Here is a 24,823-nt window from a genome sequence, read left to right as displayed (position 1 = left end):
CCCGGCGTCCCGGAGTTGTTGAAATCCAGGAGTTCTCGATGCCCAGCTACTTCGATCTGAGCGGACGTTCGGCACTGGTCACCGGCGCCGCCGGCGGTATCGGCTCGGCCGTCGCCGAGGCGCTCGCCGATGCCGGAGCGGCCGTGCTCGTCACCGACGTCGACAAGGACGCCGCGGCCGCGGTCGCCGACCGTATCACCGCGACGGGGGCGACGGCGCAACCGGCCGCGCTGGACGTCACCGACCGCGCCGCGGCGGAGGCGGCCGCCCACCAGGCGGCCGCGCTGGCCGACGGTGAGCTGCACATCGTGATCAACAACGCGGGCGTGACCGCGCCGGCGATGTTCCCCAAGACCACCCCGGAGTCGTTCCGGATGCTGTTCGACATCCACGTGATGGGCGCGTTCAACGTGACCCAGGCGGCACTGCCGCACATCCCGACCGACGGCACCGGCCGCATCGTCAACGTCACCTCCGCGGCCGGCCTCACCGGAACGCTGGGGCAGGTGAACTACTCGGCGGCCAAGGCCGGCATCATCGGGTTCACCAAGTCGTTGGCGCGTGAACTCGCCGGGAAGAACATCATGGTCAACGCGTTGGCGCCGCTCGCCGCGACCCCGATGACCGAGACCATCCGGACCAACGAGAAGTTCGCCGCGAACATGATGAACCGCATCCCGCTGAAGCGGTGGGCCGAGCCGGCCGAGATAGCCGGGGCGTTCGTGTTCATGGCCTCCGATGCGGCGTCGTACATCACCGGCCAGGTGCTGCCGGTCGACGGTGGCATGGTGATGTGATGATCGGCCGTGCGGATGTGATGATGGCCCGCGATGGCTGAATCAGAACACGCCGATCCCGCTCCGCTGGCCGGCATCACGGTGGTTGCGCTCGAGCAGGCGGTGTCCGCGCCGATGTGCACCCGGGTGCTGGCCGACTTCGGAGCCCGGGTGATCAAGGTGGAGAATCCCGACGGCGGCGATTTCGCCCGCCATTACGACGACGTCGTCAAGGGGCAGGCAGCGCACTTCGTGTGGGCCAACCGCGGCAAGGAATCGGTCACGCTCAATCTCAAGTCCGAGGCGGGCATGGCCGTGTTGCACCGGCTGCTCGACGAGGCGGACGTGTTGGTGTCGAACCTGGCCCCGGGCGCGCTGGCCCGGATGGGTCTGGCCGCCGACGACCTCAAGACCTCCCACCCCCGGGTGCTGCCGGTGCAGATCGACGGATACGGCGCCGGCGGGCCGATCTCCCACAAACGCGCCTACGACCTGTTGATCCAGGCCGAATCCGGGGCGTGCGCGGTCACCGGATATCCGGGCATGCCCGCCAAACCCGGTCCGCCGGTGGCCGACATCTCGACCGGCCTGTACGCCGCACTGTCGGTCATGGCATTGCTCTACGGACGGGACCGCCGCGACCGGGCGACCCCCGGACCGGTGCCGGCCGTCGCGGTCAGCCTGTTCGACACGATGACCGACATCATGGGGTATCAGCTGACCTACACCCAGCACTCCGGCGTCGACCAGCAACCGCTCGGCATGAGCTCGCCGGCCGTCGCCCCCTACGGGGCGTTCCGCACCCGCGACGGGCAGACCGTGGTGCTGGGCACCACCAACGACCGGGAGTGGCAACGGTTGGCCCGCGACATCATCGAGCGGCCCGACCTGGCCGACGATCCGGCGTATGCCACCAACTCCGATCGGGTGCGCCACCGCGACGTCCTCAACGAGGCGATCGCCGCGTGGTGCGCCCGGCACGATCTCGCCCACATCCAGAAGACCGCCGACGACGCCGGAATCGGCAACTCGCGCTACAACCTGCCCAGCGAGGTGGTCGCCCACCCGCACCTGAGCGCCCGCGACCGGTGGCGGCCCGTCGACACCCCGAACGGTCAGATCACGGCGTTGCGCCCACCCCCGGTGATCGAGGGCTTCGAACAACCGATGGGCCCGGTGCCCGGTCTGGGCCAGCACACCGACGCGGTGCTCAGTGGCCTGCTGGGCATGACCGACGACGAGATCGCCGCGCTGCGCGAACAGGGCGCGATCGGTCCGGCCTACAACTAGCTTGAGACCAGCTCGACAAACCAGCTTCGGTATGAGGAATCAGCGTCGGCCGGACGGGCACCGGCCCCGGCTGTGAGGAACGGAGATCCCATGCGTGAGACAGTGATCGTCGAAGCGGTGCGCACCGCGGTCGGCAAACGCAACGGCGCCCTGGCCGATGTGCACGCGGCCGACCTGTCCGCGGTGGTGCTCAGCGAACTGGTCGAGCGCGCCGGGATCGACCCGGAGCTGATCGACGACGTCATCTGGGGGTGTGTCTCGCAGGTCGGCGACCAGTCCAGCAACATCGGCCGGTATGCGGTGCTGGCGGCCGGCTGGCCGGAGACCATCCCCGGCACCACGGTCAACCGGGCCTGCGGATCCAGCCAGCAGGCGCTGGACTTCGCAGTGCACGCGGTGATGTCGGGACAACAGGATGTCGTGGTCGCCGGCGGGGTGGAGGTGATGAGCCGGGTACCGCTGGGCGCGGCCCGCGCCACCGGTATGCCCTACGGGCCCAAAGTGCTCGAACGCTACGACAACTTCGGGTTCAACCAGGGCATCTCCGCCGAGCTGATCGCTGAGCGGTGGAATCTCTCCCGCACCCGGCTCGACGAGTACTCCGCGCAGTCCCACGAGCGTGCGGCCGCTGCGCAGAGTAGCGGAGCCTTCAAGGATCAGATCGTCCCGGTGTTCACCGACGACGCGGTGGTGACCGAGGACGAGGGAATCCGCCGCGGCACCACCGTGGAGAAGCTGGCGACCCTCAAACCCGCGTTCACCGAGAACGGCGTCATCCACGCCGGCAACTCGTCACAGATCTCCGACGGCGCTGCCGCCCTGCTGGTGATGACCGCCGAAACCGCGGTCACTCTCGGTCTCACGCCGATCGTGCGGTATCGCGCCGGCGCGGTCACCGGCGCCGACCCGGTGCTGATGCTCACCGGGCCGATCCCGGCCACCGAGAAGGTGTTGCGCAAGACCGGCCTGAACATCGACGACATCGGCGTGTTCGAGGTCAACGAGGCCTTCGCCCCGGTGCCGCTGGCCTGGCAGGCCGAAACCGGGGCCGACCCCGCGAAACTCAATCCGCTGGGTGGTGCGATCGCGCTCGGCCATCCGCTGGGCGCCTCCGGGGCCGTGCTGATGACCCGCATGGTGCATCACATGCGCGCCAACGGAATTCGGTACGGTCTGCAGACCATGTGCGAGGGTGGCGGCACCGCCAACGCCACCGTGGTCGAACTCCTCGCCTGACAACTCACGCTGGAAAAGGAGGCGCCGTGCGCCGTGAAGTCTTCACCGACGACCACGAGGCGTTCCGGGAACTGGCCCGCGACTTCATCGAGAAGGAAGTCGTCCCGAACTACCCGGACTGGGAGAAGGCCGGACGGATGCCCCGCGAGGCGTTCGAGCTGATGGGGTCGTTGGGGATGCTCGGCATGGCGATCCCGGAGCAGTACGGCGGCGCGGGCATCGTCGACTACCGCTACAACGTGGTGCTGCAGGAGGAGGCGGCGCGGGCGCTGGTGACGTTGTCGACGGTGCGCACCCAGCTCGACGTGATCCTGCCGTACTTCCTACACTACGCCGATGAGGAACAGCGCGCCCGGTGGTTCCCGGGTCTGGCCGCGGGCAAGCTGCTGACCGCGATCGCGATGACCGAGCCCGGCACCGGCTCCGATCTGGCCGGGGTGCGCACCACCGCGGTGCGGGACGGCGACGACTACATCCTCAACGGCGCCAAGACGTTCATCACCGGCGGTATCCAGGCTGACCTGGTGATCGTGGTGGCCCGCACCTCCACCGACCCGGACAACCGCCGGCGCGGGCTGACCCTGCTCGTCGTCGAGGACGGGATGCCCGGATTCACCCGGGGCCGGGAACTGGAGAAGATGGGCTGCAAGGTCCAGGACACCGCCGAGCTGTCGTTCACCGACGTCCGGGTGCCGGTGGCCAACCGGCTGGGGGAGGAGGGGGAGGCGTTCAGCTACCTCGGCCACAACCTGGCCCAGGAACGTATGACGGTGGCGGTCGGCTCGGTGGCCCAGGCCCGGTCGGCGATCGACACGACGATCGAATATGTCAAGAGCCGCAAGGCGTTCGGCACCCCGGTCGCATCGTTCCAGAACACCAAGTTCGAACTCGCGGCCTGTTCGGCGGAGGTGGAGGCGGCCCAGGCCATGCTCGACCGCGCGGTGCTCGACCTCGTCGACGGGCAGTTGTCCGGCGCGGACGCGGCCCGGGTGAAGTTGTTCTGCACCGAGATGCAGGCCCGGGTGGTGGACCGCTGCCTGCAGCTGTTCGGCGGTTACGGCTACATGATGGAGTACCCGATCGCGCGGCTGTACACCGACGCCCGCGTCGCGCGGATCTACGCCGGCACCAGCGAGGTGATGAAGGTGATCATCGCCAAATCGCTGGGCCTGTGACCGCCGCCTGACCGGCGCTTCACCCCCGATGTGAGGGGCGTCCGGAAATTTCTTCGCTGAGACCCTTGTCACAGGGCGCAAACCAACCTACTGTGTGTTCAGTCAGTTGGATGAACCAGGGAGTTCAGTGACCCAGACCCGGCCGTACGAGACGCTGCTCGCCAAGGGCGAGGATCGTCGGCAGCGCATTCTCGCGGTGGCCGAACGGTTGCTGGCACGCAACGGGTGGCGCAACACCTCGTTGGCTCAGATCGCCAAGGAGGCCGGGGTGAGCCCGGCCGGACTGCTGCACCACTTCGAGTCGAAGGAGGCTCTGCTCAACGCGGTGCTGGACGCCCGCGACGCCGACGACGACGCGCACGCCGACCGGTCCGGCGATCTGATCGCCGAGATCGCCCGGGTGGCCGAGCGGTTCGACCGCGCACCGCATCTCGTCGGCACCTTCACGGTGTTGCTGGTGGAGAACATCCAACCGGAGGCGCCGCTGCACGACCGGATGCTGGCGCGGCAACGCGCGGCGATCGACATCGTCGCGGATCTGATCCGCCGGGGGCAGGAATCCGGCCGCTATCGCTCAGATTTCGACGCGGCCACCAAGGCCGTGGAGATCATCGCCTTCGTCAACGGAATGGAGACGTCATGGTTACTCGACCCTTCGATACCAGTGGCCGAGGTGTTCAAGGGGTACGCCGAAATGCTCGAGCGGGACTTCGCGCCGCCGAACCCGACATGAGGTACCGCCTCGACGTCGTGGCGCACGATGTGGTCGATGTGGTCCGCAATGCCGGCGGCTGGATCGTCGACCGGGTGATGGCCGGCTGGGACGTGACGGTCCTGACCGAGGATCGCGCCGACATCCGGCCGTTGCAGATCCTCGGGGTGGCCACGCTGCCGCTCGAGGACGTGCTGGCCAGCTGGGAGGGCCGCCCGCATCCGCAGACCGTCGCGGTGGCCGCGGACCTGTTCGACCGGGACCCCCGGGTGCGCCGGGGCGTGCTCGGCGCGCTGGAGCAGGGCCACACCGAGGTGACGCTGTGGGGCGATCGGTGGCCCGCCGAACTCAGCGACGGAATCGGTGCGGTCCAACACCAGTTGAGCGCGGCGGCAAGGGCCTTCAAGGCGCAGGCGTTGGCTGCCGCCAATGATCTGGAGGCGGATTTCGTCACCGGCACCGAGACCTTCCGCAGCGGCGTCATGACGCGGCTGCCGATGGTGTCCGATCTCATCCCGGCCAGCTGAGACGTCGACGGTCAGTCGGTCAGATCGATGACCACCTTGCCGACGGCGCGACCGTCGGCGACGTGACGTAACGCCGCCGCCGCCTCGGAGAGCGGAAACACCGCGCCGATGTGGGGGCGGGCCCGGCCGCTCACCAGAAACCCGCCCAATTCGTCTTCGTTCCGCGTGAATTCCTCGGGTGCGACATCCTGAAACTGGAAACCGAGGATGTGCACCCCCTTGACCAGCACCAGGTTGAGCGGGATACGGGGGATGACCCCGGACGCATAGCCGACGGTGACGAACCGGCCGCCCCGCCGCAGCGAGCGCAGTGCCGGTTCGGACAGGTCACCGCCGACCGGGTCGATGACCGCATCCGCACCACCGGGTAACACCTCGCGCAACGCGGCGCGCAGATCCGTGTCGCGGTGACAGATCCGGCGCCCGGCACCGTGGGCGCCGGCCACCGCGAGTTTCTCGGCGGTGGACGCCACCGCGGTCACCTGCGCGCCGAGGGCCACCCCCAACTGCACGGCCGCCAGGCCGACGCCGCTGCCGGCGCCCAACACGATCAACTCCTGACCGGCGGTGAGCCGGGCCATGGACCGCAGCGCGTGGTAGGCGGTGCGGTGGGCCACCCCGAACGCGGCGGCGGTGCGCAACGGCACCCCGTCGGGCACCCGGGTCAGGCCGGCGGCCGGCACCGCGACCTCGGTGGCGAAGGCGCCGTGCAGCACCGTGCCGGTGACCGGATCGCCGACGGCGAATCCTCCGGTGTCACCGCAGGTCTCGACGATCACCCCGGCGAACTCGCTGCCCGGCACGAACGGCGGTGGCACCGGCAGCTGATAGCGGCCCGCGATGAGCAACACATCGGGGAAGTTGACCCCGGCGGCGGCCACCCGCACCCGCACCTGCCCGGGCAGCAGGCCCGGCGCCGGGCGCTCCTCGATGCACACGACCTCCGGCGGACCGTGGGCCGTGCAGACCGCGGCCCTCATCGGTAATCGGTGGACTCGGCCAGTTCGGCCGCCGAGGCCATCAACTCGGTGATGACCGGGCCGTAGGCCTGCAGCCTCGGGTTGTCACCGGCCCGCTGGAAGCCCTGCTCCAGCACGATGGCGAGTTTCCACTTGGCCAGGATCACGTAGTAGTCCAGATCGTCGACCTGCCGGCCGGACACCTCGGCGTAGTGCGCGACGACATCGTCCCGCGACGGCATCCCCCGCATGTCGACATAACCCATCTCCGAGGGTTGGGGATCGGCGGTGTCCTCCGGCCAGCTCTGCACCATCCAGCCCAGGTCGAGCTTGGGGTCACCCACGGTGCCCATCTCCCAGTCCACGATCGCGGCCAGCCGGGCCGGGGCGCCGTGGTGGTACATCACGTTGGCGAACTGATAGTCGCCGTGCATCAGGCCGGGGATGTAGTCGCGGGGGCGACGGGTGCGCAGCCACTCGGTGGCCACGTCCATGCCCTCCAACTCGCGCCCCTTGATCCGTTCGAAGAAGCCGGTCCACCGGTCCACCTGGCGTTCGTGGAAACCGTCGGGGCGGCCGAGATCGTGTAATCCTCTGGCCTTCCAGTCCACCTTCGCCAGCAGCGCGATTCCCTCGGCGAGCTGATATGCCAAGCCGGCGCGGGCCTGCAGGTCGGTGTCGAAGGGTGCCGGCCAGCGCCGGTCGAGCAGGTCCATCGGCGACCAGCCGTCGACGTGGCCCATCAGGTAGAACGGCCGGCCCAGAACGGCGGAATCCTCGCACACCGCCACCGCGGCGGTGTGCGGCACATCGGTGCCGTCGAGGGCCTCGATGATCCGCCACTCCCGCAGGATGCCCTTGTCGCGGTCGGCCGGAGCGTCCGGCGGCGGCATACGCAGCACACAGACGTGTTCGCCGCGGCGGATCCGGTAGATGACGTTCTGGGTTCCGCCGGACAGGAAGTCGGCCTCCAGCGGTTCGCCCTTGCCGGGCAGCGCCGCCTCGTCCATCCAGGCGGTCAGCCGGACGATGTCGATCCGATGCTCGGTCACAGGTTGCCCACCTCATGCTCGAGATACTCGGCGTATTTGGCCAGGGCGGCTTCGCGTTTACGCGGAATCCACTCCGACGGCCAGACGTCGTCGCTGGGCCGGTAGTCGCGCAGCACCTGCTTGGCGACCGTCGCCTTGTGCACCTCGGTCGGGCCGTCGGCCAGCCCCATCACCGCCGCGCCGGTGATCATGCCCATGAACGGCATCTCGTCGGTCACCCCGAGCGCCCCGTGCACCTGCATGGCGCGCCAGGCGATGTCGTGCAGCACGGTGGGCATGGTTGCCTTCACCGCGGCGATGTCCTTGCGCACCTTCTTGTAGTCGTTGTACTTGTCGATCTCCCACGCGGTGTAGAGCACCATCAACCGGAACTGCAGCAGTTGCGCGTAGGAGTCGGCGATATAGCCCTGAACGAACTGTTTGTCCGACAGCCGGCTGCCCTGGGTCTGGCGGCTGAGCGCGCGTTCGCACATCATGTCCAGCGCCTTGCGGGCCAGCCCGATGGTGCGCATCGCGTGGTGGATACGGCCACCGCCGAGGCGGGTCTGGGCGATCGCGAAGGCCTGACCTTCACCGCCGAGCAGCGCATCGGCGGGCACCCGCACGTTGTCGTAGTGGATCAGCGCGTGCGATCCCGTTCCCGGCGGATCCCCGTACAAACCGATACTGCGTTCGATCTTCACGCCCGGGGTGTCGGTGGGCACCAGGAACATCGACATGCCCTGATAGGCACTGACATCCGGGTTCGTCACGGCCATCACGATCAGGAACGACGCGGTGGTGGCGTTGGAGGAGAAGAACTTCCAGCCGTTGATCACCCAGTCCGCGTCCGGTCCGGCACCGTCGCGCACCGCGGTCGTCTTGAACAGTGTGGGATCGGCGCCGGCGTGCGGTTCGGTCATCGAGTAGCAGGAGAACAGCTCACCGTCGAGCAACGGCTGCAGGTAGCGCTTCTGCTGTTCCTCGGTGCCGTAGTGGGCGATGATCTCGGCGTTGCCGGTGTCGGGCGCCTGGCAGCCGAACACCACCGGCGCCCACTGCGAGCGGCCCAGGATCTCGTTGAGCAGCGCCAGTTTCAGCTGTCCGTAACCCTGCCCGCCGAGTTCGGGACCCAGGTGGGTGGCCCACAGCCCGCGTCGGCGGACCTCCTGTTTGAGCGGCTCGATCGCCTCTCGGCGTGTGCCCTCGAGCGGAACGAACTGCTGATGCGGAAACGCCAGGTCGAGCGGTTCCACCTCGGTGCGGACGAACTCGTCGGCCCAGTCCAAAACCTTCTGGTACTCCGGGTCGGTCTCGAAATCCCATGCCATCTCGCGCTCCTCTCATGCGACGACCGTCACCGGCGCAGCCGCAGGTTGTATCCGTCGATCAGTGCCGCGATGTCGCCGGCGACGACCTCGGTGAACGACCGGTCTCCGAAACCCCCGGCAGCCCAGTGCCGTACGCCCTCGCTCACCAGCATCTGGGCCACCCTGGACAGGTGGTCGACGTCGATGCCCGCGGCCAGTTTGCCGTCCTGCTGAGCCCGGGTGAACAGTTCGCCGAACATGTCGGCCCCGGTGGCGGGGTCCTCCTCGCCGGCCAGGATGCGGTGTTCGTGCCGGTAGCCCTCCAGGATCGTCTGCACGATCAACTCGCGTGGGTTGCGCGCCATGGACCGTTCCAGGCTGCGCAGCGCCGCTGCTATGACGCTGTCGACGTCGTAGTCGCCCCGTAGCAGGGACCGGATCCGGCGCCGGGCGGCCTGGGTGGAGAGCAGGCCCACCTCGAAGAGGATGTCCTCCTTGGCCGGGAAGTAGAAGTAGAACAGCGCCCGCGACACCCCGGCTGCCCGGCAGATGTCGGCCACCGTGGTGTTGGCGTATCCGTTGGTGCGCCACAGGGCCATCGCCGCCTGCACCAGCGCCCGTTTCGTCTCGCGCGACCGGGCACGCTGATAGGACGCGCGGCGTTGACCACCGTCAGCGCGGGACACCGCCGTATGCCTCGGCATTACCGCACTGTAACAGCGATATTGAGCGATCGGAATAGTTGACGTCTGTCTAATCAGCGGAGGTCTGCCAGGGTGTGTCCGACTGATTAAGCACCACCCGCCCTGGGTGGGACTGGAACGGATCAGTCGCCGGAGGCGAGTTGTTTGAGGGCCGCGAAGCAGGCGTCGAGGTCCACGTGGTGTGGGGCGACTCGCCACTGCTGGTGGACTCCGATGACAGCTCCGATCAACACGGTCACGAAATTCTCCCGCGACACCCCGGGTGGGATGTCTTTGTCGTCGATCCAGTCGCTCAACCACTTGCGTAGAGTGTCGTGGAGCTGGGCGTAGAACGCGTGGACGGGGGAATCGGGTTCGACGGCCTCGGCCACCAACGTGATCAGCAACCGGGTCGTCGGCCGACGCACGTAGTCACGGATGCGGTCCAGACCTTCGCTCAGGGTCTGCTCTGACGCGTCCAACTCGATCACGCCGGCGATGAAGTCCTCGATGACCGCCCGCAGCAGACCGTCCTTGTTGCCGAAGTGCCATGGAATGGAACCGCGGCTGATTCCCGAACGTTCGGCGATGTCGGCGAATGTGGTCCGACGAAAGCCCTGCTCGGCGAACAGCTCGGTGGCCGCGGCAATGAGCAGCCGCCGGCTCTCCTCACTGATCTGTGCCCGTCGGCTCGCCATCGTCCCCCGTCCTCCTGACTGTGTTGGTGAGCATTCTATCTGCCGGTGATCTCTCTATTGAACCACTAACCCTTTACATGCCAGCTAGCAGTCTCTATGCTGACGAACACAGAGACGGGCAGGAGAGGACCGATATGCGGTGGGTGACTTACCGAACCGGCGATGGTGACCGGGCAGGCGTAGTTGTCGACGAGACCATTCACGCGATGCCGCCCGGAACGGAGCTGATAGACCTCGTGGCCCTCGGGGCCGACGGGCTGCGCGACGCGGGGGAGCGGGCGTTACGTGACCCGTCTGAGGTGGTGCCGCTGTCGGATGTGGTGCTGCGGGCGCCGATCCCGCGTCCTCCGGCGATCCGGGACTGCCTGTGCTTTCTGGATCACATGCGCAACTGCCAGGAGGCGTTGGGCGGTGGACGGGTCCTCAAGGACGCCTGGTATCGGATTCCGGCGTTCTACTTCGCAAACCCGAGCGCCGTGTTCGGTCCCTATGACGACGTCCCCACCGCACCCGGAAGTGCCTGGCAGGACTTCGAACTCGAGATAGCCGCGGTGATCGGTACCGGTGGCGCGGACCTCACCGTAGCCGAGGCAGAGCAGGCGATCATCGGCTACACGATCTTCAACGACTGGTCGGCCCGCGACTTGCAGAGCCTGGAGAGCCAACTGGGCATCGGCCAAGCCAAGGGCAAGGACAGCGGGATCACCCTGGGCCCGTACCTGGTCACACCTGATGAACTAGACGAGTTCCGCACTGACGGTCGCCTCGATCTGACGGTCACCGCGCTGGTCAACGGTGAGGTGATCGGATCAGGTTCCACCGCGGCGATGGACTGGACATTCGCCGAGGTCATCTCCTACGCATCACGCGGCGTATTCCTCCATCCCGGTGAGGTCTTCGGTTCCGGCACCGTTCCCACCTGCACGCTGGTCGAACACCTCGACATGACCGACCTGGCCGGGTTCCGTGGCTGGCTCAGCGACGGTGACGAGGTCACGCTGCAGGTGCAAGGTCTGGGTGAGACCCGCCAGACAGTCCGCCACCGACCTGCCCCCACGCTCCTTCCGCCGCGCCCCAACCCCGATGCCGCGCCGGCGCCGGCGCGGGTCAACCCCGCACCCGCCAAGGTGCCGTACCGGCGCGGACTGCATCAGGTCGGCGAGAACGTCTGGGCCTGGACACTGCCCGACGGCGGGTACGGATGGAGCAACGCCGGTTTGGTGGCCGGTGAGGGTGCCTCGCTGCTGGTCGACACACTCTTCGACTTGACGCTGACCCGCGAAATGCTCGACGCGATGCAGTCGATCACTCAGCGGGCACCGATCACCGACATGGTGATCACCCACTGCAACGGCGACCACACTCACGGTAATCAGTTGCTCGACCCCTCGGTCCGGATCATCGCCGCCAAGGAGACCAAGGACGAGATCGATCACGAGATGGCTCCGTCGATGCTGGCATTGGCCCAGACTGGCGACCTCGGGCCGATCGCCACCACCTATGCGCGAGATCGTTTCGGGCACTTCGACTTCAGTGGTATCACGATCCGCAACGCGGATCACACCTTCGACAAGCGGCTGGATCTCGAGGTGGGCGGCCGGCAGGTGACGCTCCTCAACTTGGGCCCGGCGCACACCGCGGCGGACACCGTCATCCACATCCCGGATGCCGGGGTGCTGTTCGGCGGCGACCTGCTGTTCATCGGCTGCACGCCGATTGTCTGGGGCGGACCGATCGCCAATTGGATCGCCGCCTGCGACACCATGCTCGCCCTCGACGCCCCCACCGTGGTACCGGGTCACGGACCGATCACCGGTCCAGAAGGAATCCACGCGGTCCGTGACTATTTCGAGTACATCACCGAACAAGCCGACGATGCCCACCGGCGTGGATTGTCGTTCATCGAGGCCGCCGACACCATCGACCTCGGACCATACGCGAACTGGCTGGACGCCGAACGTGTCGTCGTCAACGTCTATCAGCGATACCGCGAACTGGATCCGGACACACCGCAACTCGGGGTGATCACCCTGCTGACCATGCAGGCCGAATGGCACGCCAAACGCGGAGCCCGCTGATGACCATGACGACGCTGCCAGTCTCCGGTGGCCACACCGTCTGGTCGATGCTTACGTACTGGGCCGAATCCACCCCGCACGCACCGTTCTTGATCTTTGACGAGACCTCCGGGGGCACTACGCTGACCTTCAGCGACGCGGTCGAGCTGGGTACCGCGGGCGCTGCGCTGCTCAGCGGTCTGGGTGTGTCCCGTGGGGACCGGTTCGCGGTGGTGCTCGGCAACCGTGTCGAATTCTTCGCGTGCTGGTTCGCCGCGGCCCGGATCGGCGCGGTGATGGTTCCGATCAACCCGCACAGCACCGGCGAGGAGCTGTCCTACTGCTTGCGTCATGCCCGGTGTGTGGCCGCGGTTTGTGATCATGATCGACACCAGCTGGTGCACGAGGTGTGGCCGTACGACCCGTCCTTGATTGCGGTGTGCGACAGGGGATTCGAAGGTATTGCCGGTGGCCCCGTTCCCGGTCACCCACCGGTGCGCCCGCATGACCCGCTGGCTGTGCTCTACACCTCCGGGACCACCAGCCGACCCAAAGGGGTGGTGGTCACCCATGCCAACTACCTGGCCGCCGGGCATGTCGTGGCGGGACAGCTGCGAATACGCCCCGACGATCGCTGGATGCTCGTGCTCCCGCTGTTTCACGCCAACGCCCAGTACTACGGCGTGATGTCGGCGTTGGTCAGTGGTGCGTCGGTGGTGGTGGCGCCGCGGTTCTCGGCGTCGATGTGGCCGGCTCAAGTTCGCCGGTACCAGGCCACTCTGGCGAGCTTGTTCGCTGCCCCGGTGAGAATGATTCTGGCGCACGAGGGTTGCGACGCCGACCGGGACAACCGGTTGCGGGTCACGCTGTTCGCTCAGAACCTGACAGCCGAACAGTTGCGGCGATTCGAGGAACGGTTCGACTGTCCGCTGCTGCAGCTGTACGGCATGACCGAGACCATCGCCCCGCCCCTGATGAACCCGCTCTACGGCCCGCGCGACAACATGACGGTGGGCCTGCCGAGCGAGCCCAACCGGGTGCGCATCGTCGACGACCACGGGGTGGACGTTCCCCCGGGGCAGACCGGCCACCTGCTGGTCGGCGGCGAACCCGGTATCACGCTCACGGCCGGTTATCTCGATGATCCGGCCGCCACGGCGGCCGCCATCGTTGACGGCTGGCTGCACACCGGCGACATCGTGACGCGGCGCCCCGACGGCTTCGTGGTCTTCCACGACCGGGCCAAGGACATGATCAAGCGCTCCGGGGAGAACGTCGCGGCCGCCGAGGTGGAGAGGGTGATCAATGAACACCCCGCGGTCTACGAATCCGCGGTGGTCGGTGTGCCCGACCCGGTGCGCGACGAGGCGATCACGGCCTACGTCGTGCGCCGCACCCCCGACGGCTGCGGTCTCACCGCTCAGCAACTCATCGACTTCTGCGCCGAGCGGCTGGCACGCGGAAAGGTGCCCGACCACATCGAGTTCGTCGACGACCTGCCCCGTACTTCGGTGGGGAAGATCCGTAAACACCTGCTGCGCAGCAACGGAAGCGGTGGCGGCATGGGAGAAGGAAGGTAGTGACGGCGATGGCAACACAGCGAACGGTCATAAGGGGCGGCCGGGTGCTCGCGGGGGACCCGCTGACCGCACACGTGCGCGCAGCGGATCTGCTCATCGAGGACGGACGCGTCACCGCGATCGAATCCGATCTGGCCGGTGTCGATGCCGAGATCATCGACGCGACCGGCCGTTGGGTCCTGCCGGGTTTCGTCGACACGCATCGCCACTTGTGGCAGACCACCATGCGCGGACTGACGGCGAACTGGAATCTGAAGGACTACTTCTGGTGTATTCGCAGCCATTTCGCCGGCCTGCACGATCCCGACGACGTCTATGGCGGTCAATATGCCGGCGGACTGGATGCGCTCGTCAACGGGGTGACCACCACCATCGACCACTCCCACATCACCAACTCGCCCGACCATTCCGACGCTGCCGTCCGTGGACTGCTCGACAGCGGGGTACGGGCCTTGTGGTGTTACGGCTTTTATCCATCACCGCAGGCCGATCCGGTGTTCACCACGCCGCAGCACCGTCTCGACGATGCACGCCGAGTGCGCAGCACGTTCTTTCCGACCGATGACGGGCTGGTCCGGATGGGGGTGGCCCTCACCGAACTCGGCATGCAACCGTTCACCGAGACCCAGCGGGAACTGCAGACCGCCGAGGATCTCGCCGTGCCGGTGACCATGCACACCAACTGCGTATGGACCCGCCCGGAATTCCACGATGTGGAGTTGTATCACCGTGCCGGACTGCTGCGGGCCGGTCAGATCCACTCCCACGCCAACCGGTGTTCGGACCATGAACTCGCGTTGTTGCGTGATGCCGGCTGTGCCGTCTCCAGCACCCCGGACACGGAGCTCCAGATGGGGTGCGGTCGGCCCGTGTTCCGGCGCGCACTGGCGACCGGGGTGACTGCCGGAATCGGCATCGACATCGTGTCGAACAACAGTGGCGACATGTTCACCGCCATGCGGGTCCTCATGCAACATGAACGCGGCGACGCACTGCAGCCGACGCTCGAGGAATCCGGTCTGACCGCGGTCGCCGAACCGCTGCCGGTCACCACCCGCCAGATCCTGCATGCTGCCACGCTGGCCGGCGCCCGTGCTCTCGGTCTGGAGTCGGTATGCGGCTCCATCGATGTCGGCAAGTCGGCCGACCTCCTGCTGCTGCGGCATGACCGGCTGCACATGCGGCCGGTCATCGACGACATCGACTCGATCGTGCTCCAGGCCACCACTCGCGACATCGACCGCGTCCTGGTGGCCGGGCGCACCGTCGTACAGGACGGCAGACTTCCAGCTGCCGTGGAGCGGCGCGGCGTCGCGGCGATCGAGGCAGCCCACTCCCGTCTAGCGGAGCGGGTCGCTGCTGTCGGGGGATGGAAGCTCGCGGTCCCGCAGGGGCTCATGGATCAACTAGGCGTGACGTTCCACGACAACGTGGCGAACACGCCCGCCCAGGCGAACAGCTGACGGGAGTCGTGGGTGGTCGCCCGGGATGTATGGGTGCGCGGCCAGATGTTCGAAGGAACTCATAGGGAGGAGTTGCCTTGCCTGCCGTGACAGCGGTGACAAAGCCGGTCGACACCGCGGGGGAGTTCTTCGCCATGGTGCTCGACACCCTGGTGGCGATGGGGCGACGTCCGTTTGCCTGGCGAGAGTTTCTGCTGCAGTCGTGGTTCGTCGCCCGGGTCTCGATTCTTCCGACGCTGATGCTGTCGATCCCGTACACGGTGCTGTTCGTGTTCACGATCAATGTGTTGCTGGTCGAGTTCGGTGCTGCTGACTTCTCAGGAACCGGTGCGGCTTTCGGCACAGTGACCCAGCTCGGGCCGGTCGTGACAGCGCTGGTGGTGGCGGGTGCGGGGGCGACGGCGATGTGTGCCGACCTGGGTGCTCGCACGATTCGCGAGGAACTCGACGCCCTGCGTGTATTGGGGATCGATCCGATTCAGGCGCTCGTGGTGCCTCGGGTGCTGGCGGCCATGATGGTCGCGCTGATGCTGTCGTCGCTGGTCGTGCTCGTCGGCCTGTCGGGAGCCTTCGGCTTCTCGGTCTTCGTACAGGATGTGACGCCGGGTGCTTTCGTGGCGGGCCTGACGCTGGTAACCGGTGCCGCCGACGTGTTCATCGGTCTGGCCAAGGCCATGCTGTTCGGTCTGGCCGCCGGGTTGATCGCCTGCTACAAGGGCATCTTCGTCGGCGGCGGACCGGCCGGCGTAGGCAACGCGGTCAACGAAACGGTTGTGTACTCATTCATGGCGCTGTTCTTCATCAACATCATCGCCACAGCCGTCGGGGTTCGGATTACGTTATGACCGCCGAAATGCCGAGCAGGCTGCATCCTCGATTGCGACGCCCGCTGTCCGCGTTGGCATCCGAATGGCGGCACGTGGGCGAACAAGCGCAGTTCTACTTCGCCACGCTGCGTTCCACGGGCGGTGCCCTGGTGCACTACAAGGCCGAGGTGGTACGGCTTATCGCTCAGATGAGCCTGGGCACCGGGGCGCTGGCGATGATCGGTGGCACCGTCGCTGTCGTCGGTTTCCTCACCATGTCCACCGGAGTGCTGATCGCGGTGCAGGGCTACAACCAATTCGCCGACATCGGGGTGGAGGCGCTCACCGGATTCCTATCGGCGTATCTGAACGTCCGCAACATTGCGCCGCTGACCGCCGGTATCGCACTGGCGGCCACCATCGGGGCCGGAGCGACGGCGCAGCTGGGTGCGATGAGGATCAGTGAGGAGATCGATGCCCTGGAGGTGATGGGGATTCGGTCGATCGCCTACCTGGCGTCGAGTCGGGTAGTCGCCGGCGTGTTGGTGGTGATCCCGTTGTACTGCGTCGCGGTGATCATGGCATTCGGGGCCGCGCGGTTCGGCACCACGACGATCTACGGGCAGTCGACCGGGGTCTACGACCACTACTTCGAGACGTTCCTGCGTCCCACCGACGTCATCTGGTCGTTCTTCCTGGCCCTCACCATGGCAGTGGTCATCATGCTGGTGCACACCTACTACGGCTACCACGCCTCGGGCGGCCCGGCCGGTGTGGGGGATGCGGTGGGTCGCGCGGTGCGCACCTCGCTGATCAGTGCCTCCTTTGTCGTCGTGTTCGTGTCGCTGGCCATATACGGCCAGTCCGGAAGTTTCCAGATGGCAGGATGAGAATGCCCGGACTGCGTTACGGGGAACGCACTCTCCCATTGGGTTGGTGGGCGGCGATCATGATCACCGTCGTCGCGGGAATGGTTTTCGTCTGTTCAACCCTGTTCGCGGGAACGTTTCGTCGGTACGTCCCGGTGTCCCTGACCGCCGACCGCACCGGCCTGGTGTTGGAGAAGGGCGCGAAGGTGCGGATGAGGGGAGTCGACGTCGGCCGGGTCGGCGCGATCGAGGGCGGCGCCGCGCCGGTGCGGCTCGAGCTCGAGATCTTCCCGGACAAGCTGAGTTTCATCCCGTCGAACGTGGAAGCCGAGATCAAGGCCACCACCGCGTTCGGGGCGAAGTATGTGGAGCTCATTCCGCCACCGGCTCCGAGTCAGGCGCGGCTGGCGGCCGGGATGACGGTGCACTCACGCAATGTGGCGACCGAGGTGAACACCGTCTTTCAGAACCTGGTCGCGGTGCTGGATCAGATCGATGTAGCCAAGCTCAATGCGACGCTGTCCGCGCTCGCCGACGGTGTACGCGGTAGGGGGGAGAGCATCGGTCAAGCCACCACGGCCGTCTCCGAGACGCTACGGCAACTGAACGTCCGTATCGACAGCATGGCGCAGGGCTGGCGCTCCTTCAAGGGCTTCACCGACGCCTACGGCATGGCCGCGGAGGACATTCTCGCGATCCTCGATGCGGCAGCCACCACCGCCGACACCGTCGAGGCACGCTCTTCTCAGCTGGATGCGTTGCTGCTCAGCACGATCGGGATGGCGAACATCGGCACGGAACTGCTCGGTTCGACCAGGGACGACTTCGTCACCGCGGTGAACGAGGCAAGGCCCACGACCGATCTGCTGCTGAAGTACGACCCCGTCTACACCTGCCTGCTCGTCGGGGCAAAGCTCTATCTGGACAAGGGCGGTTACGATGCGTTGGGTGGCAACGGCCGGACCCTGGTCGCCGATACGACACTGTTGTTCGGTGACGACCCGTACCGATATCCGGAACACCTGCCGATCCACAACGCCAAGGGCGGTCCCGGCGGTAAGCCGGGATGCGGCTCGCTGCCTGATGTCGAGCAGAACTTTCCTGTCCGGAAGCTGGTGACCGACACCGGATTCGGTTCGGGCACTGATATCCGGACCAACCCCGGCATCGGCCATCCCTGGTTCATCAACTTCTTTCCCGCCACCCGTGCGGTACCTGAACATCCGTACGTGCTCGGCGAGGGGCCACCCGCACCCGGACCGTCGCCGTCGATACCCCATGGTCCGGTAGCCGCGCCGGTGCCTGCACCACCAGTCGGGCAGTCGAGTCCACCGGAGCCGACGACAGATGAACCCACGCCGCGAACTCAATCGGGCCAACCGTAAGGAATCGCGTGAGAGACAACTTCGGTGGTGCGATCTGGCGCCTGTCGATCTTCCTGACCGTATGCAGCGTCGCCGTCGTAGCGATGATAGTGATCTTCGCGGAGTTGCGGTTTCAACGGGAGCAGGTCTACCGCGCTGAGTTCGCCGATGTCACCGGCCTGGAGGAAGGAGACTTCGTCCGCATCGCCGGGGTGGAGGTCGGAAAGGTCAAGAGGCTGTTGATGCAACCGGACTCGACTGTGGTGGTGGAGTTCTCCACTGATGACGGCACCGTCCTCACACGTGGCACCCGTGCGGCTGTCCGCTGGGCCGATCTCATCGGTGGAAGGTATCTGGCTCTGGAGGAGGGGGTCGGGGACACCAGCCGACTCGAGCCGGGTGAGACCATTGGTCGTGAGAACACCTTGCCTGCATTGGATCTAGATGCCCTGATCGGCGGGTTCAGGCCGCTGTTCCGCGCGCTGGATCCCGATCAGGTAAATGCGCTGTCCGGGCAGTTGATCGCCGCCTTCCAAGGACAGGGTACGACCGTGAAGTCACTGTTGGCCGAGATTGCCACGGTGACCTCGGCACTGGCGGATCGCGATGAACTCATCGGGCAGGTGATCACGAACCTCAACGTCGTGCTGGGCTCGCTGGGTGATCAGCATCAGCAGTTCGACAAGGCTGTGGCATCGCTTTCGGAGTTGGTCGGCGCACTCGAGGCTCGCAAGTTCGAGATCAGCGATGCGGTTGCCGCCACCAATGCCGCCGCGGATACGGTCGCCGATCTTTTCGAACGAATCAGGGAGCCGGCACAGCGAGTGGTGGCCGAGACCGACCGCGCCGCGGCGATCGTGATCACCGATCACGAATACTTCGATGAGTTACTCAACACCCTGCCGGACACATATCGGATTCTGGCGCGCCAGGGGTTGTACGGCAACTACTTCAGCTTCTATCTGTGCGACATCCTGCTCAAGATCAATGGAAAAGGCGGACAGCCGGTTTACGTGCAGGTCGCCGGACAGTCCTCGGGACGGTGTGCACCGAGATGAAACCCTTCGCCGAACGCAACAAGCGAGTGATGGGCGCCGTCGGTATCGGCGTCGGCACCATCATCATCGCCGGCGCATTGCAGTACGACAATCTCCCGGTGGTCTCCTCGGATACCCGGTACAGCGCGTACTTCGCCGAATCCGGCGGCCTGCGTGCCGGCGCCGCCGTCCAGGTGTCCGGAATGCGGGTCGGCAAGGTGTCCGCGGTTGAGCTGGATGGACCTCATGTGCGGGTGGAGTTCAGAGTGCGCCCGAACATCCGCCTCGGAGAACTCAGCGAAGCCGCAATCAAGACCAAGAGCCTGCTGGGTGCGAAGATTCTCGACATCACTTCCCGCGGTGAGGGCAGGTTGAGCGCATCGATCCCTGTGGAACGGACAGTTTCGCCCTATGAACTGCCCGATGCTCTGGGTGATCTCGCGTCCACCATCGCCGGGCTGGACACCGCCGGCGTCTCGGAGTCGCTGGCGACGCTGGCGGAGACATTCGAGAACACCCCCGCCGAGGTACAGGCCGCTGTGAGAGGCGTGACCCGGTTCTCGGAGTCCCTCGGCCGCCGGGATCAGCAGCTGCGTCAGCTGTTGGAAAACGCCAGGAAGGCGACCGGGGTGCTCGGCGAGCGAAGCCAACAGATCGCCGCGCTGGTCCGTGACTCCAACGCCCTGCTGGTGCAGTTGCGGACCGAGAGCGCGGCACTCGACCAACTCTCGGCCAACATCTCCGCGCTCGCGCAGCAGGTATCGGGATTCATCTCCGAAAACCACGACACGCTGAGCCCGGCGCTGGAAAAGCTCAACGGCGTGCTGACCATCGTGGAGAACCGTAAGGAACAGGTGCAGGATGCTCTCCATCTGGCGCAGGGCTATCACACCCGGCTCGGCGAGGCGGTGAGCTCGGGCCCGTTCTTCAACTCATATGTCGCCAACCTGCTGCCAGGACAGTTCGTCCAACCATTCATCGACGCGGCGTTCTCCGATCTGGGGCTGGATCCGAACGTGCTCCTGCCGAGCCAGCTCAACGACCCCCAAGTGGGGCAACCGGGGACCCCGGCGGCTCCGGTGCCGTACCCGCGCACCGGGCAGGGTGGTGGGCCCCGTCTCACGCTGCCCGATGCGATCACCGGGAATCCCGGCGATCCGCGGTATCCGTATCGCGAACCGCTCCCGGCCCCGCCGCCGGGCGGGCCACCACCCGGGCCTCCGGCGGCGATACCGCCCGTCCCGGTCCGCGAACCCGTGTTCGTGCCCGCACCGAACGAGGTTTCGGCGGGTGAGCCGGACACACCGGAGATCGATGGGGAGTCGCAATGACCCGCTCGCGCACATTCACATTCGGACTGGCGGTTGTCCTGATCGCGTCACTGCTGGGTGGTATCGCCGCGGTGGGTGGGTCGATGTGGGAATCGGCCCGGAAGACCCGCCTGGTGGCATACTTCGACAACAGCAACGGTATCTATGCGGGCGATGAGGTGCGCATCCTCGGGGTGCGGGTCGGCGAGATCGAACGCATCGAACCGCGACCCGACGGTGCCCGGATCTCCTTCTGGGTTCATGACAAGTACCCGATCCCGGCCGACGTCAAGGCGGTGATCGTGGCACCGCAACTGGTGACTGCACGTGCGATACAGCTCACCCCCGTGTACCGCGGCGGTCCCCGGATCGCGAACCACGCAGAGATCCCCAATGAACGCACCGCGGTTCCGGTGGAGTGGGACGGTCTGCGTCAGCAACTCGAAAAGCTCACTGAAGCAATGCAACCTACCTATTCCGATGGGGTGAGCACCCTGGGTGCGTTCATTCAGACCGCTGCGGACAATCTGCGCGGTGAGGGAATGAACCTGCGCGAGGCGCTCATTCAGATGTCGGAGGCGTTCGCCGCGCTCGGTGACCACAGCGACGATCTGTTCGCCACGGTGAAGAACCTGTCCACGCTCGTGTCGGCTTTGACGTCCAGCAGGGAGTTGCTCGCACAGCTCAACCACAACTTCGCGGCAACCACCGCGCTGTTGGCCAACGGCCCGAGCGAGGTGAGCCGCGCCGTCGAGGACCTCAACACCGCAATCGATGATGTGACGACATTCGTTGTCGATCACCGGGAGACACTCGGTACCACGGTCGACAAACTCGCTTCTGTGACCGATGCGGTCGTCGAAAGCCTGCCCGACATCAAGCAGTCCCTGCATGTCGCACCGAACGGGGCCGCCAACCTGGCCAACGCCTACCAACCTGCCCAGGCGACCCTGACCGGCGCGCTGGCTCTGAACAATTTCGCCAACCCGATCGACCTCATCTGCAGTGCAGTTCAGGCCGCTTCCCGGCTCGGTGCCGAGCACGCCGCCAAGCTGTGCGTGCAGTATCTCGCGCCGATCGTGAAGAACCGGCGATACAACTTCCTCCCGCTCGGGCTGAACCCGTTCGTGGGAGCCGAGGCGCGGCCGAATGAGATCACCTACAGCGAGGATCGGTTGCGTCCCGGCCACGTCCGGCTGCCTGCGGAGCGGCCCCCCGTATCGACCGACCCCGCCACCGGGTTGAAGGGTCTGCTCGTTCCCGAGGAGGGCGGACGGTGAGAGTGCCCACGTGTGCGTCGGCGCTGGCCGGCGCAGCGGCCGTGGTCGTGTTGTTGACGGGTTGTCAATGGCGCGGACTGAACTCCCTTCCCATGCCCGGCACCGAGGGCGGCGGACCCGGCGCGTTCACCGTCACAGCGCAGATACCCGACGTGACCACGGTGCAACAGAACGCCCGTGTTCGGGTGGGCGACGTCAACGTCGGCACGGTGACGAGGATCGAACGCCAAGGCTGGCATGCCCTTGTCACCATGAGGCTCAACGGCGATGTCGAGTTACCCGCCAACGCCACCGCCAAAGTGGGGCAGACCAGCTTGTTCGGCTCCACTCATATCGAACTGGCGCCACCCACCGACGCCGCGCCACAGGGTCGACTGCGGGAGGGGTCGATGGTACCGCTGGAGCAGGGCGCAACCTATCCGACCACCGAACGAACCCTGGCGGCGCTGTCGCTTTTACTCAACGGCGGTGGCGTCGGTAGGGTCCAGGACATCACCACCGCGTTGCGCACTGCGTTCGCGGGACGTGAGCGCGATCTGCGCGATCTCATCGGTGAGCTTGACCGGTTCATCGCAGCAGTCGACACCCAGACCGACGACATCATCGCGGCCACCGAAAGTCTCGACAACCTGGTCTCCCAGGTCGCTGAGCAGAGGCCGGTGCTCGACCGGGCACTGCAGACCGTGCCGGACGCCCTCGCGGTGCTACGGGACCGACGCGAAACACTCGCCGAGGCACTGGTGCGCTTCGGTGAGTTCAGTTCCCTGACCGCCGATACCGTCGAACACAGCAAGGAGTCGCTGGCGACCGAACTGCGCAATCTCGTTGCGGTACTGAAGTCGCTCGCCGACGCGGGCCCCGCACTCACCCGGTCGTTGAGCCTGCTGGCTACCTTCCCGTGGCCGAAAGAGACCGTGGAGAACTGGTTTCGCGGGGACTACGCCAACTTGACCTGGATCATCGACCTCACGCTGAGCCGGATCGACACGTCGTTCTTCACCGGAACCCGGTGGGAGGGTGACCTGACCGAGCTGGAACTGCAGTGGGGACGAACCATCGGCCAGACACCCAGCCCGTACACCGCGACCAATCCGCTTGTCGCTCCGTATCGATTCGACCAGGGGCCATGATATGCACCTGACCACACGCGTGAAGATCCAGCTGGTCATCATATCGATCGTGACGGCCATCGCAGGCTCGGTGATGACCTTCGGGTATGTCGAACTGCCCGCCCTGCTGGGTATCGGACGCTACACCGTCACCGTCGAGCTGCCGCGGGCCGGGGGGACCTATCCGAGCGGCAACGTCACCTATCAAGGCACCAAGATCGGACGGATCGTCGACGTCAGACTGACCGAAACCGGTGTGGCCGCCGTGCTGTCACTGCGGGACGACATCGAGATACCCTCTGACGTGACTGCATCGGTGCACAGCGTGACGGCCCTCGGCGAGCAGTACATCGCACTCACACCGCTGACCGGGGATGCGCGCCCGCTCGCCGATGGGGACGTCGTTCCCGTGGACCGGGTCCGTGTGCCGCCGGACATCAACCAGCTCACCGCAGCCACGAACCGCGGACTGCAGGCGATCCCCCGAGAAGACCTGAGAACCGTGGTGGACGAGAGTTACGCGGCGGTGGGCGGTCTCGGACCGGAGCTCGCGAGATTCGTCGAGGCCTCGACGTCGCTGGCCATCGACGCCCAGGCGAGACTGCCCGAGCTCACGACCCTGATCGACCACGGACCGGCGATCCTCGACACCCAGGTCGACAGCGCCGACTCGATCCAGGCGTGGGCAGCGAGCCTGCGCACGATCACCACCGAGCTTCGGGTCGGCGACGTCGCCGTCGCCGGCATCCTCGAGCGCGGGCCGGGCGCGGCCGATGAGGTAGGGCAGCTGTTCGAACGAGTACGGCCCACCATGCCTGTGCTGCTGGCCAACCTGGTGACCGTGGCGCAGGTGGCACTGGACTACCAACCGAACATCGAACAGCTCCTCGTCCTGGTGCCGCAACTGGTCCAGCAGGCTCAGGGAACCGGTATCGCCAACCGGCACCTCCCTCCGAAGTACAGGGGCGCATACCTGAGTTTCAACCTCAATCTCAACCTGCCGCAACCATGTGTCACCGGCTACCTACCGCCCGAACAACGCCGTGGTCCTGCGATGGTCGACCACCCCGTGCCCCCGGCAGGGCACCTCTACTGCCGGATACCGCAGAACTCGACACCGGGCTCGGTGCGCGGTGCCCGCAACATCCCGTGCGCAACGGTTCCCGGGAAACGTGCGCCGACCTGGGAGATGTGCGAGAGCGGCGAGCAGTACGTACCACTCAACGACGGCTTCAACTGGAAGGGCGACCCGAACGGCACCCTGTCCGGCCAGTCCGTCCCGCAGCCGTGGAAGAACCCGAGCGCCGCGGCGTCGCGCATCAGCGCGGAGGCGGAGCGGCCACCGCTGTCCGTCGTCGAATACAACCCGGAAACCGGAAACTACATCGCTCCCGACGGCCAACTCCACACCCGGACCGACCTGACCGCCGGCGGACGTAAGCAGACCTGGCAGGAAATGCTGATCCCGCCGGAAAGTGACGTCGGCGCGCCGGAAGGCGAGAAATGAGCCGGATCTGTCGACACCAGTCCATGCGTCGAAGCCACGAGAGA

At 66.5% G+C, this 24,823-nt stretch carries 22 protein-coding genes; 17 read left to right on the top strand and 5 right to left on the bottom strand.

Annotated elements, in window-relative coordinates; translation table 11 throughout:
* The first annotated feature begins 38 nt into the window (after positions 1-38).
* The 6 genes from CKW28_RS15245 (at position 39) to CKW28_RS15220 (ending at position 5,716) form a co-directional block, all read left to right on the top strand.
* On the top strand, positions 39-797 hold the full coding sequence (locus tag CKW28_RS15245; protein WP_003927122.1) for an SDR family NAD(P)-dependent oxidoreductase: 759 nt from the start codon (positions 39-41) through the stop codon (positions 795-797).
* Between the two features lie 33 nt (positions 798-830).
* Entirely contained in the window at positions 831-2,066 is a 1,236-nt protein-coding gene (locus tag CKW28_RS15240) for a CaiB/BaiF CoA transferase family protein (protein WP_003927121.1), read from the top strand.
* Between the two features lie 90 nt (positions 2,067-2,156).
* On the top strand, positions 2,157-3,302 hold the full coding sequence (locus CKW28_RS15235; protein WP_003927120.1) for a thiolase family protein: 1,146 nt from the start codon (positions 2,157-2,159) through the stop codon (positions 3,300-3,302).
* A gap of 26 nt (positions 3,303-3,328) precedes the next feature.
* Positions 3,329-4,477: an acyl-CoA dehydrogenase family protein gene (locus CKW28_RS15230; protein ID WP_003927119.1), complete on the top strand. Its 1,149-nt coding sequence runs from the start codon at positions 3,329-3,331 to the stop codon at positions 4,475-4,477.
* A 127-nt stretch (positions 4,478-4,604) separates the two neighbouring features.
* Positions 4,605-5,210 (top strand): TetR/AcrR family transcriptional regulator, encoded by a 606-nt coding sequence (locus tag CKW28_RS15225; RefSeq protein WP_003927118.1) that lies wholly within the window; start codon positions 4,605-4,607, stop codon positions 5,208-5,210.
* On the top strand, positions 5,207-5,716 hold the full coding sequence (locus CKW28_RS15220) for a hypothetical protein (RefSeq protein ID WP_003927117.1): 510 nt from the start codon (positions 5,207-5,209) through the stop codon (positions 5,714-5,716). The genes CKW28_RS15225 and CKW28_RS15220 overlap by 4 nt, the downstream gene beginning before the upstream one ends.
* An 11-nt stretch (positions 5,717-5,727) precedes the next feature.
* On the opposite strand, the gene CKW28_RS15215 is transcribed toward CKW28_RS15220, so the two are convergent.
* The 5 genes from CKW28_RS15215 to CKW28_RS15195 all read right to left on the bottom strand — a co-directional run bounded on the left by CKW28_RS15215 (position 5,728) and on the right by CKW28_RS15195 (position 10,397).
* On the bottom strand, positions 5,728-6,696 hold the full coding sequence (locus CKW28_RS15215) for an NADPH:quinone oxidoreductase family protein (RefSeq protein ID WP_003927116.1): 969 nt from the start codon (positions 6,694-6,696) through the stop codon (positions 5,728-5,730).
* A complete protein-coding gene (locus tag CKW28_RS15210) occupies positions 6,693-7,685 on the bottom strand; it encodes a phosphotransferase family protein (protein ID WP_234784938.1) in 993 nt (330 codons plus the stop codon). Before CKW28_RS15210 ends, CKW28_RS15215 begins: the two co-directional genes overlap by 4 nt.
* 38 nt (positions 7,686-7,723) lie before the next feature.
* Positions 7,724-9,037, bottom strand: coding sequence for an acyl-CoA dehydrogenase family protein (locus CKW28_RS15205; protein WP_003927114.1), 1,314 nt, complete (start codon positions 9,035-9,037; stop codon positions 7,724-7,726).
* 26 nt (positions 9,038-9,063) lie between these two features.
* Positions 9,064-9,720, bottom strand: coding sequence for a TetR/AcrR family transcriptional regulator (locus CKW28_RS15200; RefSeq protein WP_197700594.1), 657 nt, complete (start codon positions 9,718-9,720; stop codon positions 9,064-9,066).
* Between the two features lie 122 nt (positions 9,721-9,842).
* Positions 9,843-10,397, bottom strand: a complete 555-nt coding sequence (locus CKW28_RS15195; RefSeq protein ID WP_003927112.1) for a TetR/AcrR family transcriptional regulator — start codon at positions 10,395-10,397, stop codon at positions 9,843-9,845.
* Between the two features lie 134 nt (positions 10,398-10,531).
* On the opposite strand from CKW28_RS15195, the gene CKW28_RS15190 reads away from it, so the two are divergent.
* The 11 genes from CKW28_RS15190 (at position 10,532) to CKW28_RS15140 (ending at position 24,779) form a co-directional block, all read left to right on the top strand.
* Complete coding sequence (locus tag CKW28_RS15190) at positions 10,532-12,475, top strand: fumarylacetoacetate hydrolase family protein (protein ID WP_003927111.1); 1,944 nt, start codon at positions 10,532-10,534, stop codon at positions 12,473-12,475.
* 5 nt (positions 12,476-12,480) lie between these two features.
* Complete coding sequence (locus tag CKW28_RS15185) at positions 12,481-14,034, top strand: AMP-binding protein (protein ID WP_003927110.1); 1,554 nt, start codon at positions 12,481-12,483, stop codon at positions 14,032-14,034.
* An 8-nt stretch (positions 14,035-14,042) separates the two neighbouring features.
* Positions 14,043-15,497, top strand: a complete 1,455-nt coding sequence (locus tag CKW28_RS15180; RefSeq protein WP_131588064.1) for an amidohydrolase family protein — start codon at positions 14,043-14,045, stop codon at positions 15,495-15,497.
* A 134-nt stretch (positions 15,498-15,631) separates the two neighbouring features.
* The gene (locus CKW28_RS15175; RefSeq protein WP_050812064.1) at positions 15,632-16,342 is read left to right on the top strand and encodes an MlaE family ABC transporter permease; all 711 of its coding nucleotides are present in this window, start codon (positions 15,632-15,634) and stop codon (positions 16,340-16,342) included.
* Positions 16,339-17,193 (top strand): ABC transporter permease, encoded by an 855-nt coding sequence (locus CKW28_RS15170; RefSeq protein ID WP_040547397.1) that lies wholly within the window; start codon positions 16,339-16,341, stop codon positions 17,191-17,193. The genes CKW28_RS15175 and CKW28_RS15170 overlap by 4 nt, the downstream gene beginning before the upstream one ends.
* Positions 17,194-17,195: 2 nt before the next feature.
* Positions 17,196-18,557: an MCE family protein gene (locus CKW28_RS15165; RefSeq protein WP_040547396.1), complete on the top strand. Its 1,362-nt coding sequence runs from the start codon at positions 17,196-17,198 to the stop codon at positions 18,555-18,557.
* An 8-nt stretch (positions 18,558-18,565) separates the two neighbouring features.
* Positions 18,566-19,594: an MCE family protein gene (locus CKW28_RS15160; protein WP_040547394.1), complete on the top strand. Its 1,029-nt coding sequence runs from the start codon at positions 18,566-18,568 to the stop codon at positions 19,592-19,594.
* Positions 19,591-20,904 (top strand): MCE family protein, encoded by a 1,314-nt coding sequence (locus tag CKW28_RS15155; RefSeq protein ID WP_040547896.1) that lies wholly within the window; start codon positions 19,591-19,593, stop codon positions 20,902-20,904. Before CKW28_RS15160 ends, CKW28_RS15155 begins: the two co-directional genes overlap by 4 nt.
* Entirely contained in the window at positions 20,901-22,163 is a 1,263-nt protein-coding gene (locus tag CKW28_RS15150; RefSeq protein ID WP_003927103.1) for an MCE family protein, read from the top strand. The genes CKW28_RS15155 and CKW28_RS15150 overlap by 4 nt, the downstream gene beginning before the upstream one ends.
* Positions 22,160-23,293, top strand: coding sequence for an MCE family protein (locus tag CKW28_RS15145; protein WP_040547392.1), 1,134 nt, complete (start codon positions 22,160-22,162; stop codon positions 23,291-23,293). The genes CKW28_RS15150 and CKW28_RS15145 overlap by 4 nt, the downstream gene beginning before the upstream one ends.
* 1 nt (position 23,294) lies before the next feature.
* Positions 23,295-24,779 (top strand): MCE family protein, encoded by a 1,485-nt coding sequence (locus CKW28_RS15140; RefSeq protein WP_003927101.1) that lies wholly within the window; start codon positions 23,295-23,297, stop codon positions 24,777-24,779.
* The last annotated feature ends 44 nt before the right edge of the window (positions 24,780-24,823 follow it).

The organism is Mycolicibacterium thermoresistibile, from assembly GCF_900187065.1.
GTDB classification, from domain to species: domain Bacteria; phylum Actinomycetota; class Actinomycetes; order Mycobacteriales; family Mycobacteriaceae; genus Mycobacterium; species Mycobacterium thermoresistibile.
Note: the sequence above shows the minus strand (reverse complement) of the source record. Positions and strands in the feature narration are given on the sequence as shown.

Bases quoted from the DNA above. Each gene is read 5' to 3' on its own strand.
- CKW28_RS15245 (WP_003927122.1), top strand. From the start codon at position 39: ATGCCCAGCTACTTCGATCTGAGCGGACGTTCGGCACTGGTCACCGGC.
- CKW28_RS15140 (WP_003927101.1), top strand. From the start codon at position 23,295: ATGCACCTGACCACACGCGTGAAGATCCAGCTGGTCATCATATCGATC.
- CKW28_RS15200 (WP_197700594.1), bottom strand. From the start codon at position 9,720: ATGCCGAGGCATACGGCGGTGTCCCGCGCTGACGGTGGTCAACGCCGC.
- CKW28_RS15240 (WP_003927121.1), top strand. From the start codon at position 831: ATGGCTGAATCAGAACACGCCGATCCCGCTCCGCTGGCCGGCATCACG.
- CKW28_RS15180 (WP_131588064.1), top strand. From the start codon at position 14,043: ATGGCAACACAGCGAACGGTCATAAGGGGCGGCCGGGTGCTCGCGGGG.
- CKW28_RS15175 (WP_050812064.1), top strand. From the start codon at position 15,632: ATGGTGCTCGACACCCTGGTGGCGATGGGGCGACGTCCGTTTGCCTGG.
- CKW28_RS15155 (WP_040547896.1), top strand. From the start codon at position 19,591: ATGAAACCCTTCGCCGAACGCAACAAGCGAGTGATGGGCGCCGTCGGT.
- CKW28_RS15170 (WP_040547397.1), top strand. From the start codon at position 16,339: ATGACCGCCGAAATGCCGAGCAGGCTGCATCCTCGATTGCGACGCCCG.
- CKW28_RS15210 (WP_234784938.1), bottom strand. From the start codon at position 7,685: ATGGACGAGGCGGCGCTGCCCGGCAAGGGCGAACCGCTGGAGGCCGAC.
- CKW28_RS15215 (WP_003927116.1), bottom strand. From the start codon at position 6,696: ATGAGGGCCGCGGTCTGCACGGCCCACGGTCCGCCGGAGGTCGTGTGC.
- CKW28_RS15190 (WP_003927111.1), top strand. From the start codon at position 10,532: ATGCGGTGGGTGACTTACCGAACCGGCGATGGTGACCGGGCAGGCGTA.
- CKW28_RS15165 (WP_040547396.1), top strand. From the start codon at position 17,196: ATGCCCGGACTGCGTTACGGGGAACGCACTCTCCCATTGGGTTGGTGG.
- CKW28_RS15235 (WP_003927120.1), top strand. From the start codon at position 2,157: ATGCGTGAGACAGTGATCGTCGAAGCGGTGCGCACCGCGGTCGGCAAA.
- CKW28_RS15220 (WP_003927117.1), top strand. From the start codon at position 5,207: ATGAGGTACCGCCTCGACGTCGTGGCGCACGATGTGGTCGATGTGGTC.
- CKW28_RS15195 (WP_003927112.1), bottom strand. From the start codon at position 10,397: ATGGCGAGCCGACGGGCACAGATCAGTGAGGAGAGCCGGCGGCTGCTC.
- CKW28_RS15205 (WP_003927114.1), bottom strand. From the start codon at position 9,037: ATGGCATGGGATTTCGAGACCGACCCGGAGTACCAGAAGGTTTTGGAC.
- CKW28_RS15150 (WP_003927103.1), top strand. From the start codon at position 20,901: ATGACCCGCTCGCGCACATTCACATTCGGACTGGCGGTTGTCCTGATC.
- CKW28_RS15185 (WP_003927110.1), top strand. From the start codon at position 12,481: ATGACGACGCTGCCAGTCTCCGGTGGCCACACCGTCTGGTCGATGCTT.